This is a genomic window from Variovorax sp. GW821-FHT09D05 (assembly GCF_059416325.1).
This window is the reverse complement of sequence record NZ_JBWKOZ010000014.1, coordinates 120,841-146,345: the sequence shown is the minus strand read 5'-3', so window position 1 is coordinate 146,345 and position 25,505 is coordinate 120,841. Positions and strand designations below refer to the sequence as shown.

Annotated in this window: 29 protein-coding genes; 15 read left to right on the top strand and 14 right to left on the bottom strand. The window is 66.6% G+C overall.

The window, feature by feature from the left end; genetic code table 11:
* Positions 1-7: 7 nt before the first annotated feature.
* From AC07O3_RS31320 to AC07O3_RS31300, 5 genes are read right to left on the bottom strand one after another with little or no spacing between them, the layout of a single operon-like run.
* Positions 8-490 (bottom strand): GNAT family N-acetyltransferase, encoded by a 483-nt coding sequence (locus AC07O3_RS31320; protein WP_495341190.1) that lies wholly within the window; start codon positions 488-490, stop codon positions 8-10.
* Between the two features lie 54 nt (positions 491-544).
* On the bottom strand, positions 545-1,672 hold the full coding sequence (locus AC07O3_RS31315; protein WP_495341189.1) for a sterol desaturase family protein: 1,128 nt from the start codon (positions 1,670-1,672) through the stop codon (positions 545-547).
* Between the two features lie 40 nt (positions 1,673-1,712).
* Entirely contained in the window at positions 1,713-2,990 is a 1,278-nt protein-coding gene (locus AC07O3_RS31310) for a beta-ketoacyl-[acyl-carrier-protein] synthase family protein (protein WP_495341188.1), read from the bottom strand.
* Positions 2,987-3,286, bottom strand: a complete 300-nt coding sequence (locus tag AC07O3_RS31305; RefSeq protein WP_093057120.1) for an acyl carrier protein — start codon at positions 3,284-3,286, stop codon at positions 2,987-2,989. The genes AC07O3_RS31310 and AC07O3_RS31305 overlap by 4 nt, the downstream gene beginning before the upstream one ends.
* Before the next feature lie 44 nt (positions 3,287-3,330).
* Positions 3,331-4,191 (bottom strand): alpha/beta hydrolase, encoded by an 861-nt coding sequence (locus AC07O3_RS31300; RefSeq protein WP_093057119.1) that lies wholly within the window; start codon positions 4,189-4,191, stop codon positions 3,331-3,333.
* 137 nt (positions 4,192-4,328) lie between these two features.
* On the opposite strand from AC07O3_RS31300, the gene AC07O3_RS31295 reads away from it, so the two are divergent.
* Positions 4,329-5,018: a response regulator transcription factor gene (locus AC07O3_RS31295; protein WP_093057118.1), complete on the top strand. Its 690-nt coding sequence runs from the start codon at positions 4,329-4,331 to the stop codon at positions 5,016-5,018.
* Positions 5,019-5,025: 7 nt separating this feature from the next.
* The gene (locus AC07O3_RS31290; RefSeq protein WP_176928844.1) at positions 5,026-6,432 is read left to right on the top strand and encodes a sensor histidine kinase; all 1,407 of its coding nucleotides are present in this window, start codon (positions 5,026-5,028) and stop codon (positions 6,430-6,432) included.
* Here the strand turns inward: AC07O3_RS31290 and gloA2 are convergent.
* The 7 genes from gloA2 to gstA form a co-directional block, all read right to left on the bottom strand.
* Complete coding sequence (gene gloA2 / locus AC07O3_RS31285) at positions 6,429-7,187, bottom strand: SMU1112c/YaeR family gloxylase I-like metalloprotein (RefSeq protein WP_495341209.1); 759 nt, start codon at positions 7,185-7,187, stop codon at positions 6,429-6,431. The genes AC07O3_RS31290 and gloA2 overlap by 4 nt on opposite strands.
* Before the next feature lie 5 nt (positions 7,188-7,192).
* Positions 7,193-7,648 carry a GNAT family N-acetyltransferase gene (locus tag AC07O3_RS31280; protein ID WP_495341187.1) on the bottom strand — a complete coding sequence of 152 codons (456 nt, stop codon included), beginning with the start codon at positions 7,646-7,648 and terminating at the stop codon, positions 7,193-7,195.
* A complete protein-coding gene (locus AC07O3_RS31275) occupies positions 7,645-8,130 on the bottom strand; it encodes a RidA family protein (protein ID WP_495341186.1) in 486 nt (161 codons plus the stop codon). The genes AC07O3_RS31280 and AC07O3_RS31275 overlap by 4 nt, the downstream gene beginning before the upstream one ends.
* A 62-nt stretch (positions 8,131-8,192) precedes the next feature.
* On the bottom strand, positions 8,193-9,296 hold the full coding sequence (locus AC07O3_RS31270; RefSeq protein WP_093057115.1) for an alkene reductase: 1,104 nt from the start codon (positions 9,294-9,296) through the stop codon (positions 8,193-8,195).
* An 85-nt stretch (positions 9,297-9,381) separates the two neighbouring features.
* Positions 9,382-11,196, bottom strand: a complete 1,815-nt coding sequence (locus AC07O3_RS31265; RefSeq protein ID WP_495341185.1) for an acyclic terpene utilization AtuA family protein — start codon at positions 11,194-11,196, stop codon at positions 9,382-9,384.
* Entirely contained in the window at positions 11,193-11,975 is a 783-nt protein-coding gene (locus AC07O3_RS31260) for an enoyl-CoA hydratase/isomerase family protein (protein WP_495341184.1), read from the bottom strand. The genes AC07O3_RS31265 and AC07O3_RS31260 overlap by 4 nt, the downstream gene beginning before the upstream one ends.
* A 155-nt stretch (positions 11,976-12,130) precedes the next feature.
* The gene (gene gstA, locus AC07O3_RS31255) at positions 12,131-12,739 is read right to left on the bottom strand and encodes a glutathione transferase GstA (protein ID WP_093076490.1); all 609 of its coding nucleotides are present in this window, start codon (positions 12,737-12,739) and stop codon (positions 12,131-12,133) included.
* Between the two features lie 185 nt (positions 12,740-12,924).
* Here gstA and AC07O3_RS31250 point away from each other — a divergent pair, with 185 nt between their 5' ends.
* From AC07O3_RS31250 to AC07O3_RS31210, 9 genes are all read left to right on the top strand, one after another.
* On the top strand, positions 12,925-13,110 hold the full coding sequence (locus tag AC07O3_RS31250) for a DUF1328 family protein (RefSeq protein ID WP_013538518.1): 186 nt from the start codon (positions 12,925-12,927) through the stop codon (positions 13,108-13,110).
* Positions 13,110-13,997 carry a transglutaminase-like domain-containing protein gene (locus AC07O3_RS31245; RefSeq protein WP_495341183.1) on the top strand — a complete coding sequence of 296 codons (888 nt, stop codon included), beginning with the start codon at positions 13,110-13,112 and terminating at the stop codon, positions 13,995-13,997. Before AC07O3_RS31250 ends, AC07O3_RS31245 begins: the two co-directional genes overlap by 1 nt.
* Positions 13,998-14,172: 175 nt before the next feature.
* The gene (mnmG, locus tag AC07O3_RS31240) at positions 14,173-16,134 is read left to right on the top strand and encodes a tRNA uridine-5-carboxymethylaminomethyl(34) synthesis enzyme MnmG (RefSeq protein ID WP_097197529.1); all 1,962 of its coding nucleotides are present in this window, start codon (positions 14,173-14,175) and stop codon (positions 16,132-16,134) included.
* Complete coding sequence (gene rsmG, locus AC07O3_RS31235; RefSeq protein ID WP_495341182.1) at positions 16,131-16,784, top strand: 16S rRNA (guanine(527)-N(7))-methyltransferase RsmG; 654 nt, start codon at positions 16,131-16,133, stop codon at positions 16,782-16,784. Before mnmG ends, rsmG begins: the two co-directional genes overlap by 4 nt.
* Positions 16,785-16,910: 126 nt before the next feature.
* Positions 16,911-17,525 carry a LysE family transporter gene (locus AC07O3_RS31230; RefSeq protein WP_093057109.1) on the top strand — a complete coding sequence of 205 codons (615 nt, stop codon included), beginning with the start codon at positions 16,911-16,913 and terminating at the stop codon, positions 17,523-17,525.
* A gap of 19 nt (positions 17,526-17,544) precedes the next feature.
* Entirely contained in the window at positions 17,545-18,459 is a 915-nt protein-coding gene (locus AC07O3_RS31225) for a ParA family protein (protein ID WP_093057108.1), read from the top strand.
* A gap of 42 nt (positions 18,460-18,501) precedes the next feature.
* Positions 18,502-19,047 carry an RBBP9/YdeN family alpha/beta hydrolase gene (locus AC07O3_RS31220; protein ID WP_495341181.1) on the top strand — a complete coding sequence of 182 codons (546 nt, stop codon included), beginning with the start codon at positions 18,502-18,504 and terminating at the stop codon, positions 19,045-19,047.
* Positions 19,047-20,009, top strand: a complete 963-nt coding sequence (locus tag AC07O3_RS31215; protein ID WP_093057106.1) for a ParB/RepB/Spo0J family partition protein — start codon at positions 19,047-19,049, stop codon at positions 20,007-20,009. The genes AC07O3_RS31220 and AC07O3_RS31215 overlap by 1 nt, the downstream gene beginning before the upstream one ends.
* 115 nt (positions 20,010-20,124) lie before the next feature.
* Positions 20,125-21,030 carry a CsgG/HfaB family protein gene (locus AC07O3_RS31210; protein WP_093057105.1) on the top strand — a complete coding sequence of 302 codons (906 nt, stop codon included), beginning with the start codon at positions 20,125-20,127 and terminating at the stop codon, positions 21,028-21,030.
* An 88-nt stretch (positions 21,031-21,118) separates the two neighbouring features.
* Here the strand turns inward: AC07O3_RS31210 and AC07O3_RS31205 are convergent, their stop codons facing one another.
* Positions 21,119-22,543 carry an FAD-binding oxidoreductase gene (locus AC07O3_RS31205; RefSeq protein WP_093057104.1) on the bottom strand — a complete coding sequence of 475 codons (1,425 nt, stop codon included), beginning with the start codon at positions 22,541-22,543 and terminating at the stop codon, positions 21,119-21,121.
* A gap of 73 nt (positions 22,544-22,616) precedes the next feature.
* Here AC07O3_RS31205 and AC07O3_RS31200 point away from each other — a divergent pair, with 73 nt between their 5' ends.
* From AC07O3_RS31200 to AC07O3_RS31185, 4 genes are all read left to right on the top strand, one after another.
* Entirely contained in the window at positions 22,617-23,117 is a 501-nt protein-coding gene (locus AC07O3_RS31200; RefSeq protein ID WP_093057172.1) for a DinB family protein, read from the top strand.
* 14 nt (positions 23,118-23,131) lie between these two features.
* Complete coding sequence (locus AC07O3_RS31195; RefSeq protein WP_495341180.1) at positions 23,132-23,737, top strand: cob(I)yrinic acid a,c-diamide adenosyltransferase; 606 nt, start codon at positions 23,132-23,134, stop codon at positions 23,735-23,737.
* Positions 23,734-24,096 carry a hypothetical protein gene (locus AC07O3_RS31190; RefSeq protein WP_097197525.1) on the top strand — a complete coding sequence of 121 codons (363 nt, stop codon included), beginning with the start codon at positions 23,734-23,736 and terminating at the stop codon, positions 24,094-24,096. Before AC07O3_RS31195 ends, AC07O3_RS31190 begins: the two co-directional genes overlap by 4 nt.
* Positions 24,097-24,202: 106 nt before the next feature.
* The gene (locus AC07O3_RS31185; protein WP_495341179.1) at positions 24,203-24,718 is read left to right on the top strand and encodes a class IV adenylate cyclase; all 516 of its coding nucleotides are present in this window, start codon (positions 24,203-24,205) and stop codon (positions 24,716-24,718) included.
* Here the strand turns inward: AC07O3_RS31185 and AC07O3_RS31180 are convergent, their stop codons facing one another.
* Positions 24,719-25,357, bottom strand: a complete 639-nt coding sequence (locus tag AC07O3_RS31180; protein ID WP_495341178.1) for a GDSL-type esterase/lipase family protein — start codon at positions 25,355-25,357, stop codon at positions 24,719-24,721. It abuts the gene before it with no gap.
* Positions 25,358-25,505: the final 148 nt, after the last annotated feature.

The window sequence follows — 25,505 nt, the reverse complement described above, 5'->3', positions numbered from 1 at the left end:
TGCCTTTTCAGTCGAACAGCAGCGCCATCACGTACTCGTCGACGTAGTTATCTTCGCCGGCCCGCTTGTAGTACTTGCGCAGCGTACCTTCGCGCTCGAAGCCCAGCTTCTCGTAGAAGCGCAGCGCGGGCGCGTTGTCGCTTTCGGCGAAGAGCTCGATGCGCTTGACGCCGGCAGTCTTCAGTGCATCGATGGCCTCGCCAACCATGGCGAGCGCAACGCCCTGGCCATGGAATGCGGGATCGACAGCGAGCGTACCGAGGCCGGCTACATGCTGAATGCGACCCGGATAGCGCGTGGCGCGGTAGAAGCCCGCGATGCGTCCTTCGCGTTCATAGACATAGAAGCACAGGGTGTCGAGCAGTGCCTGGTAGATGGCGCGAAAGTCTTCGATCGGCATCGGGTCGTAGCCGAGGAAGCGCACGACCTTCTCGTGCATGTAGAGGGCAAAAACGGCGTCGATGTCTTCGGGTGTGGCCAGCCTGCGCATGATGATGGAATGCTCCCGGTGCGATGAGAGCGCCGAGCATACATAGCGAGGCCGTCAGGCGAGCAGTACCGCCGAAACTCCCAGCAAGGCCAGCTGTGCGCACCAGGCCCATCGCAGCCGCAGTTGCGAGTCGAGCACGGCGCCAATGGACCAGAAGCCACCAACGGCCAGCGCAAGCAGTCCCAGTCCCGTCTGGAACGCGAGGTCGTCGGCGCGCCACAGAAAGGCCAGCGTCACGCCGACCCAGCACGCGAAGTGAATCGAGGCCGAAGCCACCTGCGGGCGCGTCAGCGCCGGATCGTGAATGTGCATCGCTTCTTCCAGCGAAAAGGGTGCATCGGGAAACCGTTGTGCCACGTCGGCCGGCCGCCAGCCCGGCGGCTTGAACCACACGGCAATCTTGTCCTGCCAGCGCCGCGTGTGCCAGGCGTCTCGCAGCAGTGGCGCATACGGGCCGAGGATCGCGCGCATCGGGTCGAAGCTCGCAAGCGTCTTGCGCGTGCCGTAGACGCAGCGCTCTTTCTCTTCGGCGAAGGTGCCGAACATGCGGTCCCACACCACGAGCATGCCGCCGTAGTTGCGGTCCACGTAGCCGTCGTTCACCGCGTGATGCACGCGATGGTTCGACGGTGACGAGAACACGCGGTCGAACCAGCCGAGCTTGCCGATGTGCTCGGTGTGGATCCAGAACTGGTAGACCAGAACGATCAGCCCCGCAAGGCCGAACTGCTCGGGCGGCACCCCCACCACCGCCATCGGCAGGTAGAAGGCCCAGCCCAGAAAGGCCACGGTGCTTTCCTGCCGCAGCGCAGTGGAAAAATTGAAGTGCTGGCTCTGGTGGTGCACCGAGTGCGCAGCCCAGAACACGGCCGATTCATGGCCTGCGCGATGCAGCCAGTAGTCGAAGAAGTCGAACAGCAGCACGGCGACGATCCAGCCCACAACGCTGTCCCAGAAGCTGGGCCGCGTCCAGATCGCGACCAGCGGATAGACCATCGCGTAGAGACCGATCTGGAACAGCTGCGTGCACACCGACAGTGCCTGGCTCAGCAGCCCCTGGCTCAGGCTGCCGAGCGTGTCGCTGAAGCGGTAGGTGTTGCGCCGCTTGAGCCAACCCCATGCGAACTCGCACGCCATGAGCAGCGCGAACACGGGCACGACGAAAACAACCAGCCGGTGCACCGCGTTCGTTTTTCAGGAAGGGTTCAGCGAATCTTCAGCGTCAGGACGCGCGGCCGGCCACGATGACCGCGTTGGTGCCGCCAAAGGCGAAGGAATTGGACAGCACATAGTGGATGCCCTTGGCCTCGCGCGCCTCGCCTTGCACGAAGTCGAGATCGAATGCGGCGTCGGGCGTCTGCAGGTTGGCGATGGGCGGCAGCGTCTCGCGCGCCAGTGCGCGCAGCGCTGCAACGAGCTCTATCGCGCCACCACCGCCGAGCACGTGGCCGTGGATGGCCTTGGTCGCGCTGACCGGTGTGTGGTTGCCGAACACCTCGCGGATAGATGCGGCTTCGGCCGCATCGCCTGCGGAAGTGGCCGTGCCGTGTGCGTTGATATGGCCGACGTCGGAGGCTTCGATGCCTGCATCGCGCAGTGCGGCGCGCATCGCGCGCACCTGGCCCGGGGCGTCGGGGTTGGTGATGTGTGTGCCGTCGCAGTTGGTGGCGTAGCCCGCAAGCACGAAGGGCGCGGCTTCGGCGCCGCGTGCGGCTGCATGCGCTTCGGATTCGAGGACCAGCGCGGCCGCGCCTTCGCCAATGGCAAAGCCCGCGCGGTCACCCGAGAACGGGCGGCAGGCCGAAGAGGGCGCATCGGCCGGCGGCGGAGCCATCACGCGCATCGCGTGCCAGCTGGCCATCACGCCTGGCGTGAGCATGGCGTCGTGGCCGCCGACGATGGCAACGTCGATCCAGCCGCCGCGAATGGCGCGCATCGCCTCGCCGATGGCCACGGCCGAGGAGGCGCAAGCACAGGCGTAGGCAATGGCCGAACCGCGCGCGCCGAAGTGCAGCGCGAGCTCTGCCACGGCGGCGTTGGGCATCACGGTGAGCACTGTCGTCGGGCGCATGCGGCGCTGTTCGCCGTAGAGCGCGCTGGTGGTGTTGTCGAAGGTGCCGGCGCCCGCGAGGCCGCTGCCCCAGAAGATGCCGAGGCGGTCGCGGTCGATGGTGTCGAGGTCGAGCTTCGCTTCGCCAGCCGCGTCCTGCGCGGCGGCCAGCGCCATGGCGGTGCCGCGGTCCAGCGGGAGGCGCGAGGTGCTGCGCACGCCGTTCGAATCGAAGTCGCAGGCGGCAACGGCGAGCAGCATCGGGTCCATGCCCTTGATCTCCAGCGTCTGCGCGCGCACGGCCGAGCGGCCCGCGAACAGCGCCTCGTCGAAGGCCTCGACGGTGCGACCGATGGGCGTGACGAAACCGATGCCGCTCACGCGCACCGGCGCGGAGGCGGCGCGTGCGGCCGAAGCGGCGAGCGCGGCGTGGGCTGCACCGCTGCTCATGCGGTGGCTTCGGCGGGCTGGGCGGCGGCTGCGCTGCCGGCACTTTCCGTGTCGATCACTTCGCACAGGCGCTGCAGCGTGATGCCGGCTTCGCGCGGGTCGAGGCGGTCTTCGGGAATGCGCAGGTGGAAGGCGTCTTCGACGGCGAAGACGAACTCCATCAGCGCGAGCGAGTCGAGGCCGAGGTCGGACAGCGCGGTGTCCGGCGAGATGGCCGAGCGCTCGACGCGGAAGTCGGTTTCCAGGATCGCGGCGATGCTGTTGAAGGTGGGCGAAGAAGCGTTGGAAGAAGACATGGAAATGCTTTCCTTTCGGGCGTGATCGAACGTTGTCGAAGGTGTCAGGCGTACAGCGGATGCTCGGGCATCGTGCCATGCGCCACGGCATCGACGAACGACACTGTTTCGCGCACAACCTGTTGACGATCGTTGTCGATTGTGATCATGTGGTAGCTGTTGGCGACCACCACGGTGCGGAAGGCGCGGCAGCGCAGGCCGCGCGCGAGGATGTCTAGGTTGGCCACGCTGGCCACTTCGTCCTGCTGGGCGTGCAGTGCGAGCACGTTGTCGCATCGCACGCTGTTGAGGTTGCGGCGCACGTGGCGGATGAGCCGGTCGTGCTCGCGCAGATGGCCCACGCCGATGACGGAACTGCCGGCGCGCGAGACCTTGCGGTGGCGCAGCTCGCGCTCGATCCAGGCGCGCACGCGTTCGTTCTTCACGCCGTAGGGCGGGCGTTCGCGGTATTGCCAGAGCCGCCCGAGCGGCGTGTAGAAGGCCAGCGGCAGCAGGAACTGCGTGCGTGGAATGGCCCAGCCGTCGAAGCGCAGCGTGGTCGACATGAGCACCAGCGCATCGACTTCGCTGCCGCAGCGGATGGCCGCGCCGAGCGCGAGCGAGGAGCCGGCGGAAATGCCGACCAGCATCACGCGGTCGTGCTGCGCGCGCAGTGCCTTCACCTGCGCCTGGATCGCGTCGAGCCAGCGTTCGTACGGCGCCGCGCGCTGCAGCGGCGCATTGGCGTCGAACGAGTAACCCTCGATCGACAGCGGGTGCACCGAGTAGCCGCGGCTGCGCAGGGCGGACTGCACGGTCAGCAACTCGTCAGGCGTGCTGCATAAACCATGCAGCAAGACCACGGCGGTGCGTTGCACCTCCGGAGGCACCAGGCTCAAAAGATCGGAGGGTTCACGCGCGCTCATCGTGTGGCGTCGGCCATGAAAATGGCCCGTATTTCATCTTGCTGTCGTATGCTCATGTTGCGTTTATCGCTTGGAGCGACTGACCGGCCGCTGACCCGTCGTTCGCAAGGCAGATCACCCCCAACCACTCAATAACCATGCGAATTCTGCTTGTCGAAGATGACGCCGTTCTGCGCGATGTGATGGTGCGCAGCCTCGCGGATGCCGGCCATCGTGTCGACGTGTCGACCAACGTCGAAGATGCCGATCACCTGTGGCGCGTGCAGCCCTTCGATGCCGTGCTGCTCGACCTCAACCTGCCGGCCACCGCGAGCCCGACCAGCGGCCTCGCAAGTGGCCTCACCGCGCTGCGGCAGGCACGTGCGCGCGGCGACCGCACTCCTGTGCTGGTGCTCACCGCGCGCGGTCGCACCGAGGAGCGCATCGCCGGCCTCGATGCCGGCGCCGACGACTATCTCGGCAAGCCCTTCGACCTGGCCGAGGTCGAAGCCCGCCTGCGTGCGCTGGTACGCCGCGCCAAGGGCACCGAAGACATCGTGCTGCTGGGCCAGCTGAAGCTTGACCGCAAGGCACGCCGCTTCTCGACCGCGAGCGGTCCGCTCGACCTGCCGGCGCGCGAGTTCGAGGTGCTGTGGGAACTCATGAGTCCGCCGGGCCGCACTGTGAGCAAGCGTGCGCTGTCCGACAAGCTGTCGAGCTTCGACGAATCGCTCGGCGACAACGCGCTCGAGGCCTTCATCTCCCGCCTGCGCAAGAAGCTGCAGGGCACGGGCGCGAGCATCCGCACGCTGCGCGGCATCGGCTACCTGCTCGAAGCCGAGGTGTGATCCGCGCGTGACCGAGCCGCAGCAACAGCCGACTGAAACGCAACCCGCGGCCATCGTGCGTGCGCCGTCGCTCACGCGGCGCGTGCTGCGCAACGTGCTGGTGCCGCTGGCGCTCACGTGGATGGTCGGTGCTGTCATCGCGCTGGTCATCGCCAACTACTTTTCCGAGCAGGCCTTCGACCGCGGCATGCTCGACGATGCCTATGCGCTGTCGGCCAACGTGCAGGCGGGTGAGCGCGGCATCGAACTGCTGCTGACGCCGCGCGAAGTGGCCACCGTGCTCTTCGACCAGGTCGACAAGGTGTACTTCGCGGTGCAGAGGCTCGACGGCTCGCTGATCTCGGGGCAATCGGGCCTGCAGGCGCCGCTGCCGGTGGACGGCTCGCGCTACCGCTTTTCCGACATCCGCTACGAAGGAGGCACGCTGCGCGCGGTGGTGCTCGAGCATGACGCCGAGCCCGACATCAGCATGCCCTACCGCGTGATCATTGCGCAGACCACGCTGAGCCGGACCGCACTGGTGCGGCAGCTGCTGGGCTATGCGCTGGCGCCGCAGATCGTGCTGCTGATCCTGCTTGCAGTCTGGCTCTGGTACGGCATTCGCAGCGATCTGCGCCCGCTCGCCGACCTGCAGCGCGCGCTCGACAGGCGTGACGTGCGCGACCTGTCGCCGGTGGCGGTGGCACAGACTTCGCGCGAGCTTCAGCGCCTGGGCAATGCGGTCAACTCGCTGTTCGAGCGTCTCGGCAACAGCGTGCAGGCGCAGCGCGAGTTCGTGGGCAACGTGGCGCACGAGCTGCGCACGCCATTGGCCGGCATCCGCGCGCTGGCCGAGTACGGGCTCGCGCAGCAGGACACCAACGTGTGGCGCGAGCAGCTCGAGCGTGTGTCGGAACGGCAGGCGCGCGCCAGCCACCTGATCGACCAGCTGCTGGCGCTGGCGCTGGCCGAGGAAGCGCGCACCGAGCTCAAGCGCGTGCCGGTGCGGCTCGACGTGCTGGCCGAGCAGACGGTACTGCGGCACCTCGCGCGTGCCGATGCACGCGGCGTCGACCTCGGCGCGCGCGGCCTCGACGACGGCGTGGTCGTGCATGCCAACGAGGCGCTGGTGGAAGGCATCCTCGACAACCTGATCGACAACGCACTGCGTTATGGCGGGCGCACCATCACCGTCGAGCTCGCGGGCCGCACGCTGAGCGTGATCGACGACGGGCCTGGCATTCCGCTCGAAGCCCAACGTGCCCTGATGCAGCGCTGGGCGCAAGGGCCCGCGGGCGAGAAGCTCGGGCAGGGCTCGGGGCTGGGGTTGTCGATCGTGTCGCGCTATGCGGAGTTGCTGGGGGCTGAGCTGCGGCTTGAAGCGGCCGAGCCCACCGGCCTGCGCGTGAGCGTGGCGTTCGGCGAGGCAATCTAGAGCGTTTGGAGCGGTGTGCCCTGGTGGAACGCCATGCGCCAGCGGCCGGCGCGGCGTTGCCACAGCGAGCTGCGCAGCGAGTCCGCGGCGGGTCGCTGCGCAATGGCTTCGCGGTGCGCGCGATAGGTAACCAGCGCCACATCGGGTGCCATGCGCAGCACGCGAAAGTCCGACATCGTCCGCTGCGAAAACGCCTCGTCGCGCAGCGCTTCGATGATGGCGGCCCGCGTCCACACCGTGCCCGAGACGCCCAGTTCATGGAAGTCGTCGTCGAGCAGTTCTTCGAGTCGTGCGGCGTTTGCGCGCACCTCGCGAAGATGCAATGCGCCTTCGAGTTTCAGCAGCAGCGCGTCGAGATCGGCGGTCGGTGCGGCTTCGTAGAGTTCGAGCGGAAGGCCGTCGGGATCGGCGAAGAAGGTGAAGCGCCGGCCCGTGAATTCATCGGTGCGCAGTGGCTCGACCGCAATGCCCCGTGCTGCGAGTTCGTCGGCCGCGGCCTGCACGTCGGGCACCTCGAAAGACAGGTGCCGCAGCCCCTGCGCCTCGGGCCGCGTGAGGCGCGCAGGCGCATCGGGGAAAGAGAAGAGTTCGATCTGCGAGCCGTCTGGCAGTGCCAGGTCGAGCTTGTACGAGTCGCGCGCGGCGCGGTAGTTTTCGGCGATCACGCGCAGGCCGAGCACATCGGTGTAGAAGCGCTTCGACACTGCGTAGTCGGCGCAGATGATCGCGACGTGATGGATGCGGGCCAGCTGCATGGCGGTCACTTCAATGGCTTGCGCAGGAAAACACGAGTGCGCTCCGCGAAGGCGAGGCGCTTGTATTCGACATAGCCGATGCGTTCGTAGAGAGCTCGGTTCTCGGTCATCTTCTCGTTGGTGAAGAGGTAGATCGAGTCGTGGCCTTGCCGCAGTGCTTCCTGTTCGGCGAGTTCGAGCAGTGCGCGGCCCGCGCCGGTGCCCTGGTGTTGCGGCAGCACCGCGATCACGTCAATCAGGAAGCCTTCGTCGGTAGTGTCGAGCACCAGCGCGGCGATGGTCTCGCCATGCTGCGTGGCGACCCAGACCTGTGCATTGGCGATGGCCGCGCTGTAGTCCCTGGTCATCGGAATCGGCGTGAGGCCCAGGCGCGGAATGTAGTGGCTGAAGGCTTCGACGGCGCAGTTGGCGACGGATGTTGCATCGCTCTCGGTGGCATGCCTGATGGTCCACGTCGTCATGCGTCGAATTCCACTTCGCCTTCGATCTCGACCGGTATGTTGAACGGCAGCTCGGCCATGCCCACCGCACTGCGCGAATGCGCGCCGATGTCGGGTCCGAAGAGCTCGAGGATGAGGTCCGAGAAGCCGTTGATCACTGCTGGCTGTTTGTCGAAGCCGGGCGCCGAAGCGACCATGCCGAACACGCGTGTCCAGGCCGTGATGCGGTCGAGATCGCCGAGCGCGCGCTGCAGGCTGCCGAGCATCGCGAGTCCCGTGAGACGTGCGGCGGTGTAGCCCTGCTCGACGCTCAGTTCGCGGCCCAACTTGCCAAGCGGCGCGGCGATGGTGCCATCGGCATTGAGCGGGCCGTGACCCGAGACCAATGCGCGGCGGCCGACGATGCGGATGAATTGAAAGGGCAGCACGACGCCGGGTGGCGGCGTCACTGTCGGTGGAAGAACGAGGCCGAGCGCGGCCAGTCGTTGCTCGATGCGGGCCATGGCATTTCTCTCCTGGGGCGGACACAAAGCGTCCGCCGCATCTTGCCATGGCCTTTTCCGGATTACGCCAGTGCGGGGTAGTCCGTGTAGCCCTTCGCACCGCCACCGTACATGGTGGCCTTGTCGAGCTCGTTGAGCGGTGCGTTCTCGCGCAGGCGGCGCACGAGGTCGGGGTTCGAGATGAAGGGCTTGCCGAAGGCCACGAGGTCGTCGCCTTCCTTCAGCGCTTCTTCGGCCAGCGGGCGGTCGTAGCCGTTGTTGACCATCCATGCACCCTTGCCGCCGGCTTCGCGGTAAGCGGCCTTCAGCGCTTCGTAGTCGAAGGGCCGGTCTTCGATTTCGCGCGGGCCACCGGTGGCGCCTTCGATGATGTGGATGTAGGCGAGGTTGAGCGTGGCGAGTTGCTTCACCACGTAGGTGAACAGCGGCTGCGGGTTGCTGTCGTGCACGTCGTTGGCCGGCGTCACGGGCGACAGGCGGATGCCGGTCTTGCCGCCGCCGACGGCGTCGACCACGGCACGCGCGGATTCGAGCAGCAGGCGGGCGCGGTTCTCGATGCTGCCGCCGTAGTCGTCGGTGCGCTTGTTGCTGCCGTCCTTGAGGAACTGGTCGAGCAGGTAGCCGTTGGCGCCGTGCAGTTCCACGCCGTCGAAGCCGGCGGTCTCGACCGCGCTGCGGGCGGCCACCGCGTAGGCGTGCACGATGCCGGGCAGTTCGCCGGCGTCGAGCGCGCGCGGCTCGGAGGTCTCGACGAAGGTGGGCACGCCTTCCTTGATGAGCACGGTCTTGGTCTTGGCGGTGATGGCCGAGGGGGCGACGGGCTTGCCGCCACCGGGTTGCAGTTCGGTGTGCGAGACGCGGCCCACGTGCCACAGCTGCACGACGATCTTGCCGCCCTTGGCGTGCACGGCGTCGGTCACGCGCTTCCAGGCGTCGAGCTGCTCGGTGCCGTAGAGGCCGGGCACGTCGGCATAGCCCTGGCCCTGGTGGCTGATGGCGGTGGCCTCGGTGATGAGCAGGCCGGCACTGGCGCGCTGGGCGTAGTAGGTGGCGGCGATGTCGGGTGGGATCGCGTTCGGCGAGCGGTTGCGCGTGAGCGGCGCCATCACGATGCGGTTGGCGAGCTTCAGGTCGCCGGCCTGGACGGGGTCGAAAAGGGTGGACATCGTGCGATCGAAAGCAAAGTTGAAAGAGGCGCAAGGCTAAGCCCCCGGCCTCAACCCTGCTGTCGCACGGTTGTCCCGATTGGTGCTAGGCAAGCAACGCCAGCAGCGCGGGGCTTGCGCGCAGGGGCACGGCCAGCAGGATCTGGCCCATGCCCTTGCCGAGCGGGTCGTTGCGCAGCGAGGCCATGCCGCCGCCGCCCAGCGCCTGCTCGCAGACGAAGTTGAAGGCGCCGATGCCCGGCACCTCGTAGCGCGTGACACGGCCCTTGACCAGGTGCGCGAGCCATTCGGCCACGCGCGCTTCGGTGAGCTGTTCGCGCAGCAGCGGCAGCAGGGCAGGGTGGCGCGCGATGACGCCGATGTTCGATGTGTCGCCCTTGTCGCCGCTGCGAGCCCAGGCGAGGCGTATGAGAGGTACCTCGATGGCGTCAGGGGCCAGGGGTGCTTCATGCGTTTCTGGGGCTCTGACAGGCGATGGGATGGGGGCTGACGCGGAAACCTCGCTGCGCGGAACATCGACGCGTTTCCCATCGATGGTCACCGTGGCTTCCACCCGCGACTTGTCGAGCAGGAACGCGTATTGCCGGATCGAAGGCGACACCGAGGCGCGCCTGCCGCCCGCACCCGTGGTGCCTGGCGCCCACGACGTGCCCGCCGGTGCGACCTCGCGTGCGAACAGCTCCAGCGCTTCCTTGCGCGGATGCGTCACCGCGAGCCGCAGCACTGCTTCGCGCGTCTGCAATGCCTGCGCATGCGGGCCGTAGCACGACTCCGCGCCCAGCACTTCGAGGTGCGTGCCGCTGTACGGCCCGAAGCCGTATTGCGAGAACAGCGTGCCCGTGCGCGCGAGGATGGCTTCGCCCGTGCGCTTCGCCTTGGCCACCGCATCGAAGCCCACGATGGTGAGTTGCGCCGCCGTCTTGAAGCCGTCGACATACGTGGCGCTGACCTTGTAGCTCGCGGTCGGCGCATGGCCGCGCGCGCCGTGCACACGCACGCGGTGCTCGCCGGCCTGCTCGATGCGCACCTGCGTGAAGTCGGCCACCACGTCGGGCAGCAGGTAGGCCGCGGGGTCTCCGATCTCGTAGAGCATCTGCTCGCCCACCACCGCGGGCGTGAGCTTGCCGCCGGTACCCTCCGGCTTGGTGACGACGAAGCTGCCGTCGGCGCTGCACTCGACGATGGGGTAGCCGATGTTCGGCCAGTCGGGCACGGTGTCCCAGTCGGTGTGCAGGCCGCCGGTGGCCTGGCAGCCGCATTCGATGATGTGGCCCGCGAGGCTGCCGGCCGCGAGCAGATCGAAGTCGTCCGGCTGCCACTTGAATTCGTGCATGAGCACGCCGAGCGTGACGGCGGAGTCGACACAGCGGCCGGTGATGACGATCTGCGCACCCGCATCGAGCGCAGCCTGTATCGGCCGTGCGCCGAGATACGCGTTGGCGGTGAGCACGCGTTCGGGCAGCGCGGCGCCGCTCTGCAATTCGCGCAAGGGTGGTTGTGCCTGGCGCAGTTGCGGCAGCAGCGGGGACACGTCGTCGCCGCTCACCACGGCGATCTTCAATGCGATGCCCTGCTCGGCGGCCAGCGCGGCGAGTGCGTCGGCACAGCCTTGCGGGTTGACGCCGCCTGCGTTGCTCACCACGCGGATGCCTTGTTTCACGACGTCCTTCAGCACTGCCTTCATCGCGACGGAGACGAAGTCGGTTGCGTAGCCCAGCTCGGGCTTCTTGAGCCGTGCGCCCGCGAGGATCGACATGGTGAGTTCGGCGAGGTAGTCGAACACGAGGTAGTCGATCTGCCCGCTGCCCACGAGCTGCGGCGCACCCACGCTGCTGTCGCCCCAGAAGCCCGATGCGCCACCGATGCGGACGATGCGTTCGTTGTTGTTGCTGCTGTTCATCGGCCACTCCATTGCGGCTTGCGCTTCTCGCGGAAGGCGAGTTGTCCTTCGGCGGCGTCTTCGGTGAGTGCGAACAGGCCGATCTGGCTTTCGGTGAAGGCCATCGATTCCTCGAAGGCCATCGCCTCGATCTTCTTCATTGTGTAGAGGCCGCGGCGGATGGCGGCGGGCGACTTGTCGAGCATGCGGCCGAGCAGCCAGTCGACGCTTTCGTCGACGTCGTCGCTCACGCGGTTGACGAGATTCAGTTCGAGCGCCTGCGCGGCGATGATGGGCTCACCGGTGATGCACATCTCGGCCAGCACGCGGCGCGGCAGCAGGCCGCCGAGCACGCTGAGCACCTGTGCGGGAAAGAGGCCGACCTTCACCTCGGGCAGGCCGAACACGGCCTGGCTGCTGGCCACGGCCATGTCGCACATCGCCATGATCCCCATGCCGCCGGCCATGCATGCGCCGTTGACGCGCGCGATCAGCGGCACGGTCGATTGCCGGGCCTGGCGGAACAGATTGGCAAAGCCCTGGTAAGGCGCGGCGTAGTCGAACTTGAAGGAGGTGCCGCTCTGCAGGTCGGCGCCGGCGCAGAAGGCGCGCGTGCCGGCGCCGGTGATGACCACGGCGCGCACGGCGGCGTCGTTGTTGGCGCGGGCCAGTGCGTCGCTCAGGCCGGCGAGTACGGCACTGTTGATGGCGTTGCGGCGCTCTTCGCGGTCGATGGTGAGCCACATGACGGGTCCGCGCATCTCTTCGCGCAGTTCGACGGGGGGCGGGGTTTCGGGCATGGCGCGGGTTCCTTCTTCGGTCGTCTGAAGTTCTGCCCGTAGCGTGACCCGAAAAAAAAGCCGCATCGTGCGGCTTGTGGCTGAAGCAGTCCGGGTTTTCCCCTAGAGGGAATCCGGCCGCTTCAATGCTTCTGCACGCTTTCGCGTGCTTCGGCTTACTTCAGCAGGCCTTCGGCCTTCATTGCATCCTGCACCGCGGGGCGGGCGCCAACGCGTGCGTGCCAGGCCTGGACGTTGGGGAAGCCGGAGATGTCCACGCCCGTGGGCTTGGTCCAGTTGGTGACGGTGAACAGGTAGCCGTCGGCCACGCTGAAGTGGTCGCCCATCAGGTATTGTTTGTTGGCCAGTTCGCCGTCGAGCCATTGGAAGCGCGACTTGAGCTTGTCCTTGAAGATGGTCTTGGCTTCTTCGGGCATGTTCGGGTTGAACAGCGGGCTGAAGCCCTTGTGCACTTCGGTGCCGATGAAGGTCAGCCACTCCTGCAGGCGGTAGCGCTGCAGGGTGCCGGCTGCGGGCGCGAGGTTTTTGATGGGTGCGAGGTCGGCGATGTACTGCAGGATGGCCGGGCCTTCGCGCAGGCGGGTGCCATCGTCGAGCTCGAGCATCGGCACGTAGCCCAGCGGGTTGATGCCGTAGTAGTCGGTGCCGTCCTGCAGCTTGTGGCTCTTGGTGCTGGCCAGCACGGGTTCGACGGCGATGCCTGCTTCGTGCAGCGCGATGTGGGGCGAGAGCGAACAGGCACCGGGCGAGTAATACAGCTTCATTCGAAAAACTCCAATGGATGACGAGGTTGATTGATTGTTGTGGGAGATCGCAGCGGATGCTAGCGGGTTTGGCTGCCTCGCGTTTTTGTCCTACGGCCGCACGCGCGAGGCGACTATCGGGCGCGAGCGGGCCGCTTTCTAAGCTGCGTCGCACGGTGGGCAAGGCCTGCTGCAAGGAGTACCCGATGTTGAAGTACGCGATCATTTTTGCGGTCATCTCCCTCGTGGCCGGCCTGCTCGGCTTCGGTGGCGTGGCGGCCGGGGCTGCCGGCATTGCCAAGCTGCTGTTCGGCCTGTTCCTGGTGCTGGCTGTGCTGTTCGTCGTGCTGGCCGCGCTTGGCGTGGGTGCGGTGAAAAAGGCGCTCGACTGATGCACATCTCCCACGTCGATGCGCAGCTCGACTACGAGGTCGTCGCGCCGGCCCACATGCTGCTCAACATCGAAGCGGCGCGCTCGGGTGCGCAGGCCGTCGTCAGCGAGGAGCTGACGATCGAGCCACCGACCGAGATGCAGGTGTTCTGCGACGAGGGGAGCGGCAACCGCTTCATCCGTTTCGACGCGAAGCCCGGGCCGCTGAAGATTCGCTACAGGGCCAGCGTGCAGCGCGCGCATGTGGTGGTGCCGACCGACCTGCGAGAGGTGCCGGTCAGCGAAGTGCCCGACGAGGTGCTGCACTACATGATGCCGACGCGCTACTGCGAGTCAGACCTGATGTCGCGCTGCGCGCAGCAGCTCTTCGGCGACCTGCCGCCGGGCATCGGCCGCGTGCAGGCCATCGTCGACTGGATTCACGAGAGCATCGCCTACGAGCCGGGCAGCAGCGACTCGACAACGACGGCGCGGGAGGTGTTCGTGGAACGCGCGGGCGTATGCCGCGACTTCGCGCACCTGGGCATCACCTTCTGCCGCGCGCTCAACATTCCGGCGCGGCTGGTGGTGGGCTATGTGTGGTTCGACGAGCCGCCGCAGGATTTCCACGCCGTGTTCGAAGCCTGGCTCGGCGGGCAGTGGGTGCTGTTCGATCCGACGCGCATGGCGCCAGTCGACCGGGTGGTGCGCGTGGGCACGGGGCGCGACGCGAAGGACGTGGCCTTCTGCACGATCTTCGGCAACGTGCGCATGACGGACAAGAAGCTCGTCGTTCGCGAGCTGCAGGATGAAAGCCTTGAACCGTCGAAGGCGCCGCCGCCGACTGGCGCGCTGGTCGGCATCGAGAAGCCTGTGCCGGTGGTGCAGGTGGCCGAAGCGACGGGCTGACGCGGATAGTTTGCTATGAAATATATAGCAAACTATCGAGGCTACGTGGGCATTGGCGGGTAATTTGGCATGGCCCTCTAGCTTGTCCACACAAAGGGCGCAGATCGGCCTGGACGATTAAAATCAGTGCCCCTTTTGCGCCGCGCACGCGTCAGTTGTGCGCTCCCCATTTCAAATGCTGTACCCCGAAGAATTCGACGTGATCGTCGTCGGCGGTGGCCATGCCGGCACCGAAGCCGCGCTCGCCTCCGCGCGCATGGGCGCCAAGACGCTGCTGCTCTCCCACAACATCGAAACGTTGGGGCAGATGAGCTGCAACCCGTCGATCGGCGGTATCGGCAAGGGCCATCTGGTGAAGGAGGTCGATGCGCTCGGCGGCGCGATGGCGATTGCCACGGACGAGGCCGGCATCCAGTTCCGGATTCTCAATTCGAGCAAGGGCCCGGCGGTGCGCGCCACCCGCGCGCAGGCGGATCGGGTTCTGTACAAGGCGGCCATCCGCCATCGGCTGGAGAACCAGCCGAACCTGAGCCTGTTCCAGCAAGCCGTCGACGACCTGATGGTGGAGGGCGATCGCGTGGTCGGTGCCGTCACGCAGGTGGGCATCGCATTCCGTGCCCGTACCGTGGTGCTGACGGCGGGTACTTTTCTCGATGGCCGCATCCATGTCGGCCTCGACAACTACCAGGCTGGACGCGCGGGTGATCCGCCGGCGATCAGCCTGTCGGCGCGGCTCAAGGAACTGAAGCTGCCGCAAGGCCGGCTCAAGACCGGGACGCCGCCACGGCTCGACGGCCGCAGCATCGATTTTTCGAAGTGCACCGAGCAGCCCGGCGACGGCATGCCCGGTGGGGCAGGGCCGATGCCGGTGTTCAGCTTCATGGGCCGCGCGGACATGCATCCGCAGCAAATGCCCTGCTGGATCACCCACACCAATGCGCGCACGCACGAGATCATCCGCTCCGGCTTCGACCGCAGCCCGATGTTCACCGGCAAGATCGACGGCGTGGGTCCGCGCTACTGCCCGAGCGTGGAAGACAAGATCAACCGCTTTGCTGACAAGGAAAGCCATCAGATCTTTCTCGAGCCTGAAGGCCTGACGACCAACGAGTACTACCCGAACGGGATCTCGACGAGCCTGCCGTTCGACATCCAGTACCAGCTGGTGCGCTCGATGCCCGGGCTGGAGAACGCGCACATCCTGCGGCCGGGCTACGCCATCGAGTACGACTACTTCGATCCGCGCGAGCTCAAGAGCAGCTTCGAGACCCGCTCGGTCAAGGGCCTGTTCTTTGCCGGGCAGATCAACGGCACAACGGGCTACGAAGAAGCCGCTGCCCAAGGCTTGTTCGCCGGCATCAATGCTGCGCTGCAATGCCGTGGCGAAGATGCCTGGCTGCCGCGCCGCGACGAAGCCTACTTGGGCGTGCTGGTCGACGACCTGATCACCAAGGGTGTGACCGAGCCGTACCGCATGTTCACGAGCCGCGCGGAGTTCCGCTTGCAGCTGCGCGAGGACAACGCCGACATGCGTCTGACCGAAGCAGGGCGGAAGCTTGGCCTGGTAGACGACGCGCGCTGGGACGCTTTCAGCCGCAAGCGCGACGCTGTTTCACGTGAAACAGAGCGGCTCAAGTCGATCTGGGTGAACCCGCGCAACCTGCCGGCCGCCGAGTCGGAGCGGGTACTGGGCAAGGCCATCGACCACGAATACAACCTGGCCGACCTGCTGCGCCGGCCCGACGTGAACTACGAAACGCTGATGTCGCTGGACGGCGGCAAGTACGGTGCCCAGACGGCGCTGAGCGAAACCGAGATCGAGCAGATCGAGATCTCGGCCAAGTACTCTGGCTACATCGAGCGTCAGCACGACGAAGTGGAGCGGGCCGCGCACTTCGAGAACCTGAAGCTGCCGGCTGATTTCGACTACGGCCAGGTCAAGGCGCTAAGCTTCGAGGTGCGGCAAAAGCTGGACAAGCACCGGCCGGAAACACTGGGCCTGGCCTCGCGCATCTCCGGTGTGACGCCTGCCGCCATCTCCCTGCTGATGATTCATTTGCGCAAGGGCGGCCACAAGGCCTTCGCCCGCGATACCGCCACCACGGAAGCAGCCACCGAGCCGCAGTCCGCGGAATGACGGCGCCGATCGATACGCTGCGCGCCGGCGCAGCCGCCATGGGCGTGGCACTGTCCGATCTCCAGGGCGAGCAGCTGCTGGCCTACGGCACGCTGATGCTCAAGTGGAACAAGGTCTACAACCTGACGGCGCTGCGCGATCCGGCAAGCGTACTGACGCACCACTTGCTCGACAGTCTGGCGGCAGTCGCGCCGCTGCAGCGCGAGTGGGCAGGGAAGGGCAAGCTGCTGGACGTGGGTTCTGGCGGTGGCTTGCCGGGTGTGGTGATCGCCATCATGCGGCCTGATCTTGAGGTGAGCTGCCTCGATGCGGTCGCCAAGAAGGCGGCTTTCGTCCAGCAAGTGGCAGCCGAACTGGAGCTCCCGAACCTTCGGGGACTGCACGCCCGGGTCGAATCGCTGACCGGCAGCTACGAAGTCATCAGCTCGCGCGCCTTCGCATCACTGCCGGATTTCTTCAACGGCTCGATGAATCTGCTCGCACCCGGTGGTGTCTGGCTCGCCATGAAGGGCAAAGTGCCGACCGACGAACTCGCCGCTTTGCCGAAGGGCGTGGCAGTGTTTCACGTGGAACAACTGACGGTTCCTGGCCTGGATGCCGAGCGTTGCATCGTCTGGGCACGCAAAGAAGCTGCCGAAATCGGCGCCTGAATCCGCAAAAGAAGCGGCGACACCGGTAAAAGCCGGTGTCCGAACGATCCTCGCGGTGGTGTGCTCGCTTAGACTCGATGCCTCCCTCCGGTCCCTTTTCCGACTCGCTTTTTCGAGGCAAATCCCATGTTCGGCATCGCTGACTACGGCGCATTCGTCGCCGCCATCGTCCTGTTCCTTCTGATTCCCGGTCCGGGCAATCTGGCGCTGATCACCTCGACGAGCAAAGGCGGCATCCGTGGAGGACTGGCCGCAACAGCCGGCCTGATCATTGGTGACCAGTGCCTGATGTGGGCCGCAGTGGCTGGTGTGTCGGCCGTGCTGGCCGCGTACCCGACAGCTTTCAAGGCAGTGCAGTGGCTGGGCGCCGCCTACCTGGCGTGGCTGGGCCTCAAGATGTTGCTGGCCAAGCCCGGCTCGGCGCCCATCCTCGACATCAAGCCCAGCCATTTCCTGCGCCAGGCCTTCACCATCACCCTGCTGAATCCCAAGGCGATCGTGTTCTACATGGCCTTCTTCCCGCTGTTCGTCGACCCGGCCCGCCATCAGGGCCTGGTCACTTTCGGCGCGATGGCCGTGACGATTGCGGCGCTGACCTTCCTGTACGGTCTGACCTCGACGCTGCTCACGCACTTCCTGGCCGAGCGCATCCGTGCGAATCCCCGCATTTCCGCCACGCTCGAGAAGCTTGCCGGCACCTTTTTGATCGCCTTCGGCGTCAAGCTCGCAATCTCGCGCTGATCGATCCTCCGGTACTGACATGGCCAAGATTTTCTGCATTGCCAACCAAAAGGGCGGCGTCGGCAAGACCACCACCACCGTCAACCTCGCGGCCGGCCTGGCCAAGGTCGGCCAGCGCGTGCTGATGATCGACCTCGACCCGCAGGGCAATGCCACCATGGGCTCGGGCATCGACAAGCGGCAGCTGGAGCTGACGGTGTACGACGTGCTGCTCGAATCGGCCTCGGTGGCCGAAGCCCGGGTCAAGGCCGACAAGCTGGTGGAGGGCGGTTGCGGCTACGACGTGCTGGGCGCCAACCGCGAACTGGCGGGTGCCGAAGTCGAAATGGTTGCGCTCGACCGTCGCGAAAAGCGCCTGCGCACCGCGCTGGCCGCGGTCGGCGCCGAGTACGACTTCGTGCTGATCGACTGCCCACCGAGCCTGAGCCTGCTGACCCTCAACGGCCTGTGCGCCGCCCACGGCGTGATCGTGCCGATGCAGTGCGAGTACTTCGCGCTCGAAGGGCTGACCGACCTGGTCAACACCATCAAGCAGGTACACGCCAACCTCAACAAGAACCTGCAGATCATCGGCCTGCTGCGCGTGATGTTCGATCCGCGCATCACGCTGCAGCAGCAGGTGAGCGAGCAGCTCAAGTCCCACTTCGGCGACAAGGTGTTCGACACGGTGATCCCGCGCAATGTGCGGCTGGCCGAGGCGCCCAGCTACGGACTGCCGGGTGTGGTGTTCGACCCGGCCGCCCGCGGCAGCCAGGCTTTCATCGCCTTCGCCCAGGAGCTGGTCGACAAGATGCCGCCCGCGAGCGCCTTTGCTTCGGGTGCGGTGGCGCCGCCGATTGCGCCGGTCACGCGCATCGCCCCGGACCTGCCCATTCCCGATGACGTGATGGCACCCGCGCCCGCATCCGACTCCACCAGTGAAAACAATGCCTGACGCTTGCCGCTGCTCGGCAAGGTGCTATCAAGTTCGTAGCAAATGACAACTCCGCGCATCCTGCTGCTGCCCGGTTGGCAGAACAGCGGCCCCGGCCATTGGCAAACCCGCTGGGAGTCGGTGTACGGCGACCACCGCGTCGAGCAGCACGAGTGGATGCGCCCGTTGCGCGGCGACTGGTCCGCGCGGCTCGAAGAAGAAGTGCTGGCCTCGCCCGGCCCTGTGGCTTTTGCGGCGCACAGCCTCGGCTGCATCCTCGTTGCTGCGTGGGCCGCGCATTCGCGTAACACGCACAAAGTGCGCGGCGCGCTGCTGGTCGCGCCCGGCGACGTCGAGAGCGACAACCTGCGCCAGCTGATTCCAGGCTGGGCGCCGATCTTGCGCAAGCCGCTGCCGTTCCCGGCGGTGCTGATCGCTGCCAACGACGACCCGTACTGCGAAGCCTCGCGCTCGCAGCAGCTTGCCAAAGACTGGGGCGCACGCTTCATCGATGCCGGCCCGGGCGGCCACCTGAATGCCGAATCCGGCCTGGGCGATTGGCCCGAGGGCCGGAAACTCCTGAACGAAATCTCGAAAGAAAAGAACTGATGGCGACCAAGAAACCCAAGGGCCTGGGCCGCGGCCTCGAAGCGCTGCTCGGCCCGACGGCCGCGCCTTCCGCCGACAACGGCAATGGCGGCAATTCGGGCTCGGAAGAGGGCGGCGCACAGAGGAATCCGACGACGCTGATGCTCGACCAGATGGTGGCCGGCGTCTACCAGCCGCGCACACGCATGGACGAAGGCGCGCTCTACGAGCTGGCCGAGAGCATCAAGGCGCAGGGCATCATGCAGCCGATCCTGGTGCGCCGGCTCGACGCCGAATCGGCAGCCGCCAAGAACGCCGAGTACGAAATCATCGCGGGCGAACGCCGCTTTCGCGCCGCCAGGCTCGCGGGCCTCGACAGCGTGCCGGTGCTGGTGCGCGACGTGCCCAACGAAGCCGCCGCGGCGATGTCGCTCATCGAGAACATCCAGCGTGAAGACCTCAACCCGCTGGAAGAGGCCCAAGGCCTGCAACGCCTGGTGAACGAGTTTGGGCTCACTCACGAGCAGGCCGCACAGGCCGTGGGCCGTTCGCGCAGCGCGGCGAGCAACCTGCTGCGCCTGTTGAACCTGGCCGAGCCCGCACAGCAGATGCTGATGGCCGGCGACATCGACATGGGCCATGCCCGCGCGCTGCTGTCGCTGGACCGTGGCACGCAGATCACGGCGGCCAACCAGATTGCGGCCAAGAAGATGTCGGTGCGCGAAGCCGAGGCGCTGGTAAAGAAGCTCGCGGCCGAGTTCACGCTCACGCCCTCGCGCCGCGGCAACGACGGCGAAAAGTCGCGCGACCTGCAGCGAGTGGAAGAAGAACTGGCCGACCTGCTCACCGCCGAGGTCGAGGTGCGCATCAAGAAGCGCAGCAAGCGCGGCGGCCGCATCGAGGAAAGCGGCGAGCTCGCCATCCACTTCGGCTCCATCGAAGCACTCAACGGATTGATCGAGCGCATCCGCCGAACGGCCTAGTGTTGTGAACTCGGGGGCTGGCGTTCGTTTGATTGATTCCTGCAATCCTTTGCGCGTATCCTCGACCGCTGGTTTTTTCAATCCCAGATCTCTGAACAAACAGAGGGAGTCCACCATGCAGCTCACCAAGTTCCCGCTCGCGGCCATTGCCGTCGGCGCAGTTCTCCTCACCGGTTGCGCCACGACCGACATGCAAATGGGCAGCCAGTCGGCCAAGACCATGGCTACCGGCAGCGCCGCAGGCGGCGCCACCGACAACGCGAGCAGCCAGCTCGAGCGCTGCGAATCGCCGCTCGGCACGGTCTCGCTGATCGAGAACCAGAGCGCTGGCTGGTACACCATCCTCACCGGCGAATACAAGCTGCCGCCCACGGCCAACCTGCTGCGCCTGCTGGTGCAGCAATCGAACTGCTTCATCGTGGTCGAACGTGGCGCGGCCGGCATGAACGCCATGACGCGCGAACGCGCGCTGCAGCAGTCGGGTGAAATGCGCGGTGGCAGCAACTTCGGTCGCGGCCAGATGGTGGCGTCCGACTACGGCCTGTCGCCCGAAATCGTCTTCAGCAACAGCGATGCCGGCGGCGTCGGCGGCGCGCTCGGCGGCCTGGTGGGTGGCGGCCGTGGCCGAGCCCTCGCGGCCCTCGGCGGCAGCATGCAGACCAAGGAAGCCAGCGCGCTGCTGACCCTCATCGACAACCGTTCGGGCGTGCAGGTTGCGGCCGCAGAAGGCAGCGCCTCCAAGACCGACTTCGGCGCTTTCGGTGCGCTGGCCGGTCGCAGCGGTGGCGGCGGCGTGGGTGGTTACACCAACACGGCGCAGGGCAAGGTGATTGCCGCGGCCTTCATGGACGCCTTCAACCAGATGGTTCGTTCGCTGCGCAACTACAAGGCGCAGACGGTGCGTGGCCAGGGCCTTGGTGGTGGCGGGCGTCTGGGCGTGGATGGCGGCGCTGCGCCGTCGCAGACCTATGTGCCCGCGGAGAAGGCACCGGCACGCCGCCGCAGCAACAGCACCAACTGATAGCGCGGCAGCTGCCGCAAGCAAATCAAAGAAGCCCGGCGCTCTTGCGAGCCGCCGGGCTTTTTCATTGAACGCCTGAGCGAACGGGTCAGAGGCTGAAGATCTTGCCCGGGTTCATGATGTTCTTCGGGTCGAGCGCGCGCTTGATCGTGCGCATCATGTCGATCGCACCCACGCCCGCTTCGGTGACCAGGAAGTCCATCTTGTGCAGCCCCACGCCATGCTCGCCGGTGCAGGTGCCTTCGAGCGCCAGCGCGCGGCTCACCAGCGCGTGGTTCAGCTCTTCGGCCTTCACGCGCTCTTCGGGAATGTTCGGGTCGAGCAGATAGCCGAAGTGGAAATTGCCGTCGCCCACATGGCCGACGAGGAAGTACGGAATGCCGCTCGCATCGGCCTCGGCCACCGAGTCGAGCAGGCAATCGGCCAGGCGCGAGATCGGCACGCAGGTGTCGGTCGAGATCACGCGGCAGCCGGGGCGCGACTGCACCGCGGCAAAGTAGCTGTTGTGCCGCGCGGTCCACAGGCGCGTGCGCTCTTCGGGTGTGCTGGCCCATTCGAATGCATTGCCGCCATGGCCGCTCGCGAGCTCCTGAACCGTCTCGGCCTGTTCCTTCACGCCGGCGGGCGAGCCGTGGAATTCCATCAGCAGCATCGGCTCTTCGCGCAGGTTCAGCTTGGCGTATGCGTTCACCATGCGCACCGTGTTCACGTCGATCAGTTCCACGCGCGCGATCGGCACGCCGAGCTGGATGGTCTCGATGGTCGTGCGCACCGCGGCCTCGATGCTCGGAAACGAGCAGATCGCCGCCGACACCGCCTCGGGCAGCGGGTAGATGCGCAGCGTGATCTCGGTGACCACGCCCAGCGTGCCTTCGCTGCCCACCATGAGGCGCGTGAGGTCATAGCCGGCCGAAGATTTCTTCGCGCGGGTACCGGTGCGGATGACCTCGCCGGCAGCAGTGACCACTTCGAGCGCCAGTACGTTCTCGCGCATCGTGCCGTAGCGCACCGCGTTCGTGCCGCTGGCGCGCGTGGCCGTCATGCCGCCGATGGAAGCGTCGGCGCCCGGGTCGATGGGGAAGAACAGGCCCGTGCTCTTGATCTCTTCGTTGAGCTGCTTGCGCGTGACGCCGGGCTGCACCGTTACCGTGAGGTCGTCGGCGTTGATCGACAGCACCTTGCTCATGCGCGACACGTCGATGCTGATGCCGCCCTGCACCGCCAGCAGGTGGCCTTCGAGCGAGGAGCCCACACCGAAGGGAATGACGGGCACGCTGTGCTCGCTCGCGAGCTTCACCGCGTCGGCCACGTCCTGCGTGCTCTCTGCGAACACCACGGCGGAGGGGGGTGGTGCGTCGAAGGAAGACTCGTCGCGCCCGTGCTGCGTGCGCACTGCCATGGCCGTGGAGCAGTTGGCGCCGAAGCGGGCCTTCAGCCCATCGATCAGGCTGGCCGGGACGTCGCGCAGATGAAGCTCCGGCATCAGGTGCGAGGTTTGGGTCGGGGCGTTCATCGGGAGTCTCCTGGCGGGTGAGGGTGATCGGCCATTTTACGGAGCGAGCACCATAATGCGCTTCGGAAAAAACATGAACCCCACGACCCTCAGCGCTCTCGCGGCCTTCCCGTCGCAACTGGAGGCCCACTACGCGGCCATTCCCACCGCCTACAGGCATTGGGCGCCGCCCTCGTGGGAGGGCGTGCCCAGCGAGGCCTTCACCGCCATCGAGCAGCTCTGCCATGTGCGCGACATCGAGATCGAGGGCTACCACGTGCGCTTTCGCCGCACGCTGCAGGAGACGCATCCGACGCTCGCCTCCATCGACAGCGAACCGCTGGCCATCGAGCGCGCGTACGGTACCGCCGATGCGGCGAAGGTGCTGGCTGAATTCCGCATGGCGCGCGTGCAGACGATGGAAATCATCTCCAGCCTGAGCGACGCGCAGCTCGCGCGCACCGCGGTGTTCGAAGGCTACGGCCCGCTCACGATGCGCAGCCTCATCCACTACCTCTGCAGCCATGACCAGCAGCATCTTGCAGGCCTGCAATGGCTGGCAGGCAAGATCGACGCATCGACCGTCGATCAGTAAGAACAGGAGCCTCCATGGGCAACCGACTTTCCCAGATCGCCACCCGCACCGGCGACGACGGCACCACCGGCCTCGGCGACAACACGCGCGTGCCCAAAGACCACCTGCGCGTGCACGCGATGGGCGACGTGGACGAACTCAACTCGCACATCGGCGTGCTGCTGTGCGAGCCCATGCCAGAGCCCGTGCGCGAGCTGCTGGTCGATGTGCAGCACCAGCTCTTCAACCTCGGCGGTGAGCTGTCGATGCCGGGTTTCACGTTGCTGAAGGCCGATGCGCTGCTGCAGCTCGACAACGCACTGGCCGAGCACAACGCCGCGTTGCCGCGCCTGGCCGAATTCATCTTGCCCGCCGGCACGCGCGCGGCATCGCTCGCGCATGTGTGCCGCACGGTGGCGCGGCGCGCGGAGCGTGCGGTGGTTGCGCTCGGCGCCACCGCCGAACTCAACGACGCTTTGCGCCAGTACCTCAACCGGCTCAGCGACCTGCTCTTCGTGCTTGCACGCGTGCTCAACCGAATGAATGGCGGCGACGACGTCTACTGGAAGAGCGAGCGCATGGCACGCGCAGCCGCTGCAGAAGCCGAAGCAGACGACACCAACACCAAGGAGGCCTCATGAAATTCCCGATCGACACCCTTCGCACCTCGCTCGCCGTGACGATGGCTGCCGCGCTGTGGCTGCCAGCCGGTGCACAAGCCCAGAGCGCGGACAACCCGCCCCAGGCGCAACGCGCCCACACCATCAAGTCGCCCTCCCGCAGCGGCAAGGTCGTGGGCAGCGTGCAGCGCGGCACCAACGCCGCGGGCCGCGGAGTCAACCGCGCAGACGCTGCCACGCGACGCGGCGTGAACAACGTGTCGGAGAAGGCCAGCCGACCGGTGCGCAACGTGGGCGAGGCCTTTGGCCGCAAGTTGTCACCCGGTTCCAGCGGTCGCGCTGCGCCGCCGCCTGTCGGTCCGCAGGGCAACGCGCCTTGATCCTCGCGGGTCAGTTTGGGGCGCGCTCACGCCGACGGGGGACATTCGCGGAGGGGAGTACGCGGTGTCATTCGCACGCACCCCGAACAAAACCTCCAAGGCACAAATGGCAAGAAACATCGAGATCAAGGCCCGTATCGACAGCGTAGACCGCGTCGCAAGCATCGCCCTAACGCTGGCCGACCAGGGCCCCATCGAGATCGCGCAGGACGACACCTTCTTCCGCTGCAATGACAGCGCCGACCGCCTCAAGCTGCGCACCTTCGCGCCCGACCGTGCCGAGCTGATCTTCTACCGCCGCGCGAACAGCACCAAACCGAAGGAGTCGTTCTACCTGATCACGCCCTGCAGCACGCCCGACGTGCTGCGCGAATCGCTCACGCTCGCATGGGGACAGGCCGGCCGCGTGCGCAAGCAGCGCCGATTGTTCATTGTGGGCCGCACGCGCGTGCATCTCGACCGTGTCGAAGGCCTCGGAGAATTCCTCGAACTCGAAGTGGTGCTGGAAGAAGGCGAGCCCGCCGAAGCCGGCACAGCCGAAGCACACGCACTCATGTCGCAGCTCGGCATCAGCATCGACCAGCTGGTGCAGGGTGCCTACGTCGACCTGATCAACGGTTGATCAGCGCCAGCCAGCAGCCTTGAGCTGATCCGCCAGAAGCTGCGCGACCTTTTCATAGCCCCGTGCATTGGCATGGATGCGGTCGGAGCGCAGCGACGAATCCGACAGAACGCTCGAATACACATTGGCGACCAGCAGCGCCTGCTGCGACTTCGCCACCTCTTCATAGAAAGGCGCATCGCTGAGCGAGCCGACGGCCGCGCGCATCGCATCGGGTGCCGGCGTGGCCAGCACGGCGACGTAGGGCGTGTGCGCATGCGCCTGGGTGATCAGCTCGACGAGGTTGTCGCGCGTTGCCGAGGCCGACACGCCGCGCAGCATGTCGTTGCCGCCGATGCCGATCAGGATCGCGTCGTAGCTCTGGGCACTCAGCAGGCCCGGCAAGCGCTGCAGCGCGCCTTCAGAGGTGTCGCCGTTGACGCCCGCGTTCTCGACCCGCCAGCCCGTGAGCTCGCCCAGTTTCACGGGCCAGGCTGCGTCGGGCGGTGCGCCATAGCCATGGGTCAGGCTGTCGCCCAGGGCCAGCACGTGGGCATCGGATTTCAGCGCGGTGGCCGAGGCCTTGCGCTTGCCGCAGGCCGACAGAAGAGTGATGGCAGGCACGCCGGCCAGCAGGTGGAGGAGGTGTCGTCGCTTCATGTGGCGCGCAGCTTAAACGCAGCCTGAGGGCGCACGGGCGCTTGTCCCTTTGCTCGGAAAGCGCATAAGCCTCCCCGTTTTTGTTCGTTCCCGGCCGGTGGGCGCAGGCGAAGAATCGTTGCCCTGCACCTTCATTCATCTCCGGGGT

What these genes read in the sequence shown, in the direction of transcription:
- rsmG (WP_495341182.1), top strand. Translation starts at nt 16,131, where the DNA reads ATGACGGCGCCGATCGATACGCTGCGCGCCGGCGCAGCCGCCATGGGC.
- AC07O3_RS31200 (WP_093057172.1), top strand. Translation starts at nt 22,617, where the DNA reads ATGAACCCCACGACCCTCAGCGCTCTCGCGGCCTTCCCGTCGCAACTG.
- gstA (WP_093076490.1), bottom strand. Translation starts at nt 12,739, where the DNA reads ATGAAGCTGTATTACTCGCCCGGTGCCTGTTCGCTCTCGCCCCACATC.
- AC07O3_RS31190 (WP_097197525.1), top strand. Translation starts at nt 23,734, where the DNA reads ATGAAATTCCCGATCGACACCCTTCGCACCTCGCTCGCCGTGACGATG.
- AC07O3_RS31305 (WP_093057120.1), bottom strand. Translation starts at nt 3,286, where the DNA reads ATGTCTTCTTCCAACGCTTCTTCGCCCACCTTCAACAGCATCGCCGCG.
- AC07O3_RS31230 (WP_093057109.1), top strand. Translation starts at nt 16,911, where the DNA reads ATGTTCGGCATCGCTGACTACGGCGCATTCGTCGCCGCCATCGTCCTG.
- AC07O3_RS31215 (WP_093057106.1), top strand. Translation starts at nt 19,047, where the DNA reads ATGGCGACCAAGAAACCCAAGGGCCTGGGCCGCGGCCTCGAAGCGCTG.
- AC07O3_RS31260 (WP_495341184.1), bottom strand. Translation starts at nt 11,975, where the DNA reads ATGCCCGAAACCCCGCCCCCCGTCGAACTGCGCGAAGAGATGCGCGGA.
- AC07O3_RS31270 (WP_093057115.1), bottom strand. Translation starts at nt 9,296, where the DNA reads ATGTCCACCCTTTTCGACCCCGTCCAGGCCGGCGACCTGAAGCTCGCC.
- AC07O3_RS31195 (WP_495341180.1), top strand. Translation starts at nt 23,132, where the DNA reads ATGGGCAACCGACTTTCCCAGATCGCCACCCGCACCGGCGACGACGGC.
- AC07O3_RS31185 (WP_495341179.1), top strand. Translation starts at nt 24,203, where the DNA reads ATGGCAAGAAACATCGAGATCAAGGCCCGTATCGACAGCGTAGACCGC.
- AC07O3_RS31225 (WP_093057108.1), top strand. Translation starts at nt 17,545, where the DNA reads ATGGCCAAGATTTTCTGCATTGCCAACCAAAAGGGCGGCGTCGGCAAG.
- AC07O3_RS31275 (WP_495341186.1), bottom strand. Translation starts at nt 8,130, where the DNA reads ATGGCCCGCATCGAGCAACGACTGGCCGCGCTCGGCCTCGTTCTTCCA.
- AC07O3_RS31280 (WP_495341187.1), bottom strand. Translation starts at nt 7,648, where the DNA reads ATGACGACGTGGACCATCAGGCATGCCACCGAGAGCGATGCAACATCC.
- AC07O3_RS31300 (WP_093057119.1), bottom strand. Translation starts at nt 4,191, where the DNA reads ATGAGCGCGCGTGAACCCTCCGATCTTTTGAGCCTGGTGCCTCCGGAG.
- AC07O3_RS31245 (WP_495341183.1), top strand. Translation starts at nt 13,110, where the DNA reads ATGCACATCTCCCACGTCGATGCGCAGCTCGACTACGAGGTCGTCGCG.
- gloA2 (WP_495341209.1), bottom strand. Translation starts at nt 7,187, where the DNA reads ATGCAGCTGGCCCGCATCCATCACGTCGCGATCATCTGCGCCGACTAC.
- AC07O3_RS31250 (WP_013538518.1), top strand. Translation starts at nt 12,925, where the DNA reads ATGTTGAAGTACGCGATCATTTTTGCGGTCATCTCCCTCGTGGCCGGC.
- mnmG (WP_097197529.1), top strand. Translation starts at nt 14,173, where the DNA reads ATGCTGTACCCCGAAGAATTCGACGTGATCGTCGTCGGCGGTGGCCAT.
- AC07O3_RS31320 (WP_495341190.1), bottom strand. Translation starts at nt 490, where the DNA reads ATGCGCAGGCTGGCCACACCCGAAGACATCGACGCCGTTTTTGCCCTC.
- AC07O3_RS31220 (WP_495341181.1), top strand. Translation starts at nt 18,502, where the DNA reads ATGACAACTCCGCGCATCCTGCTGCTGCCCGGTTGGCAGAACAGCGGC.
- AC07O3_RS31205 (WP_093057104.1), bottom strand. Translation starts at nt 22,543, where the DNA reads ATGAACGCCCCGACCCAAACCTCGCACCTGATGCCGGAGCTTCATCTG.
- AC07O3_RS31295 (WP_093057118.1), top strand. Translation starts at nt 4,329, where the DNA reads ATGCGAATTCTGCTTGTCGAAGATGACGCCGTTCTGCGCGATGTGATG.
- AC07O3_RS31310 (WP_495341188.1), bottom strand. Translation starts at nt 2,990, where the DNA reads ATGAGCAGCGGTGCAGCCCACGCCGCGCTCGCCGCTTCGGCCGCACGC.
- AC07O3_RS31210 (WP_093057105.1), top strand. Translation starts at nt 20,125, where the DNA reads ATGCAGCTCACCAAGTTCCCGCTCGCGGCCATTGCCGTCGGCGCAGTT.
- AC07O3_RS31180 (WP_495341178.1), bottom strand. Translation starts at nt 25,357, where the DNA reads ATGAAGCGACGACACCTCCTCCACCTGCTGGCCGGCGTGCCTGCCATC.
- AC07O3_RS31265 (WP_495341185.1), bottom strand. Translation starts at nt 11,196, where the DNA reads ATGAACAGCAGCAACAACAACGAACGCATCGTCCGCATCGGTGGCGCA.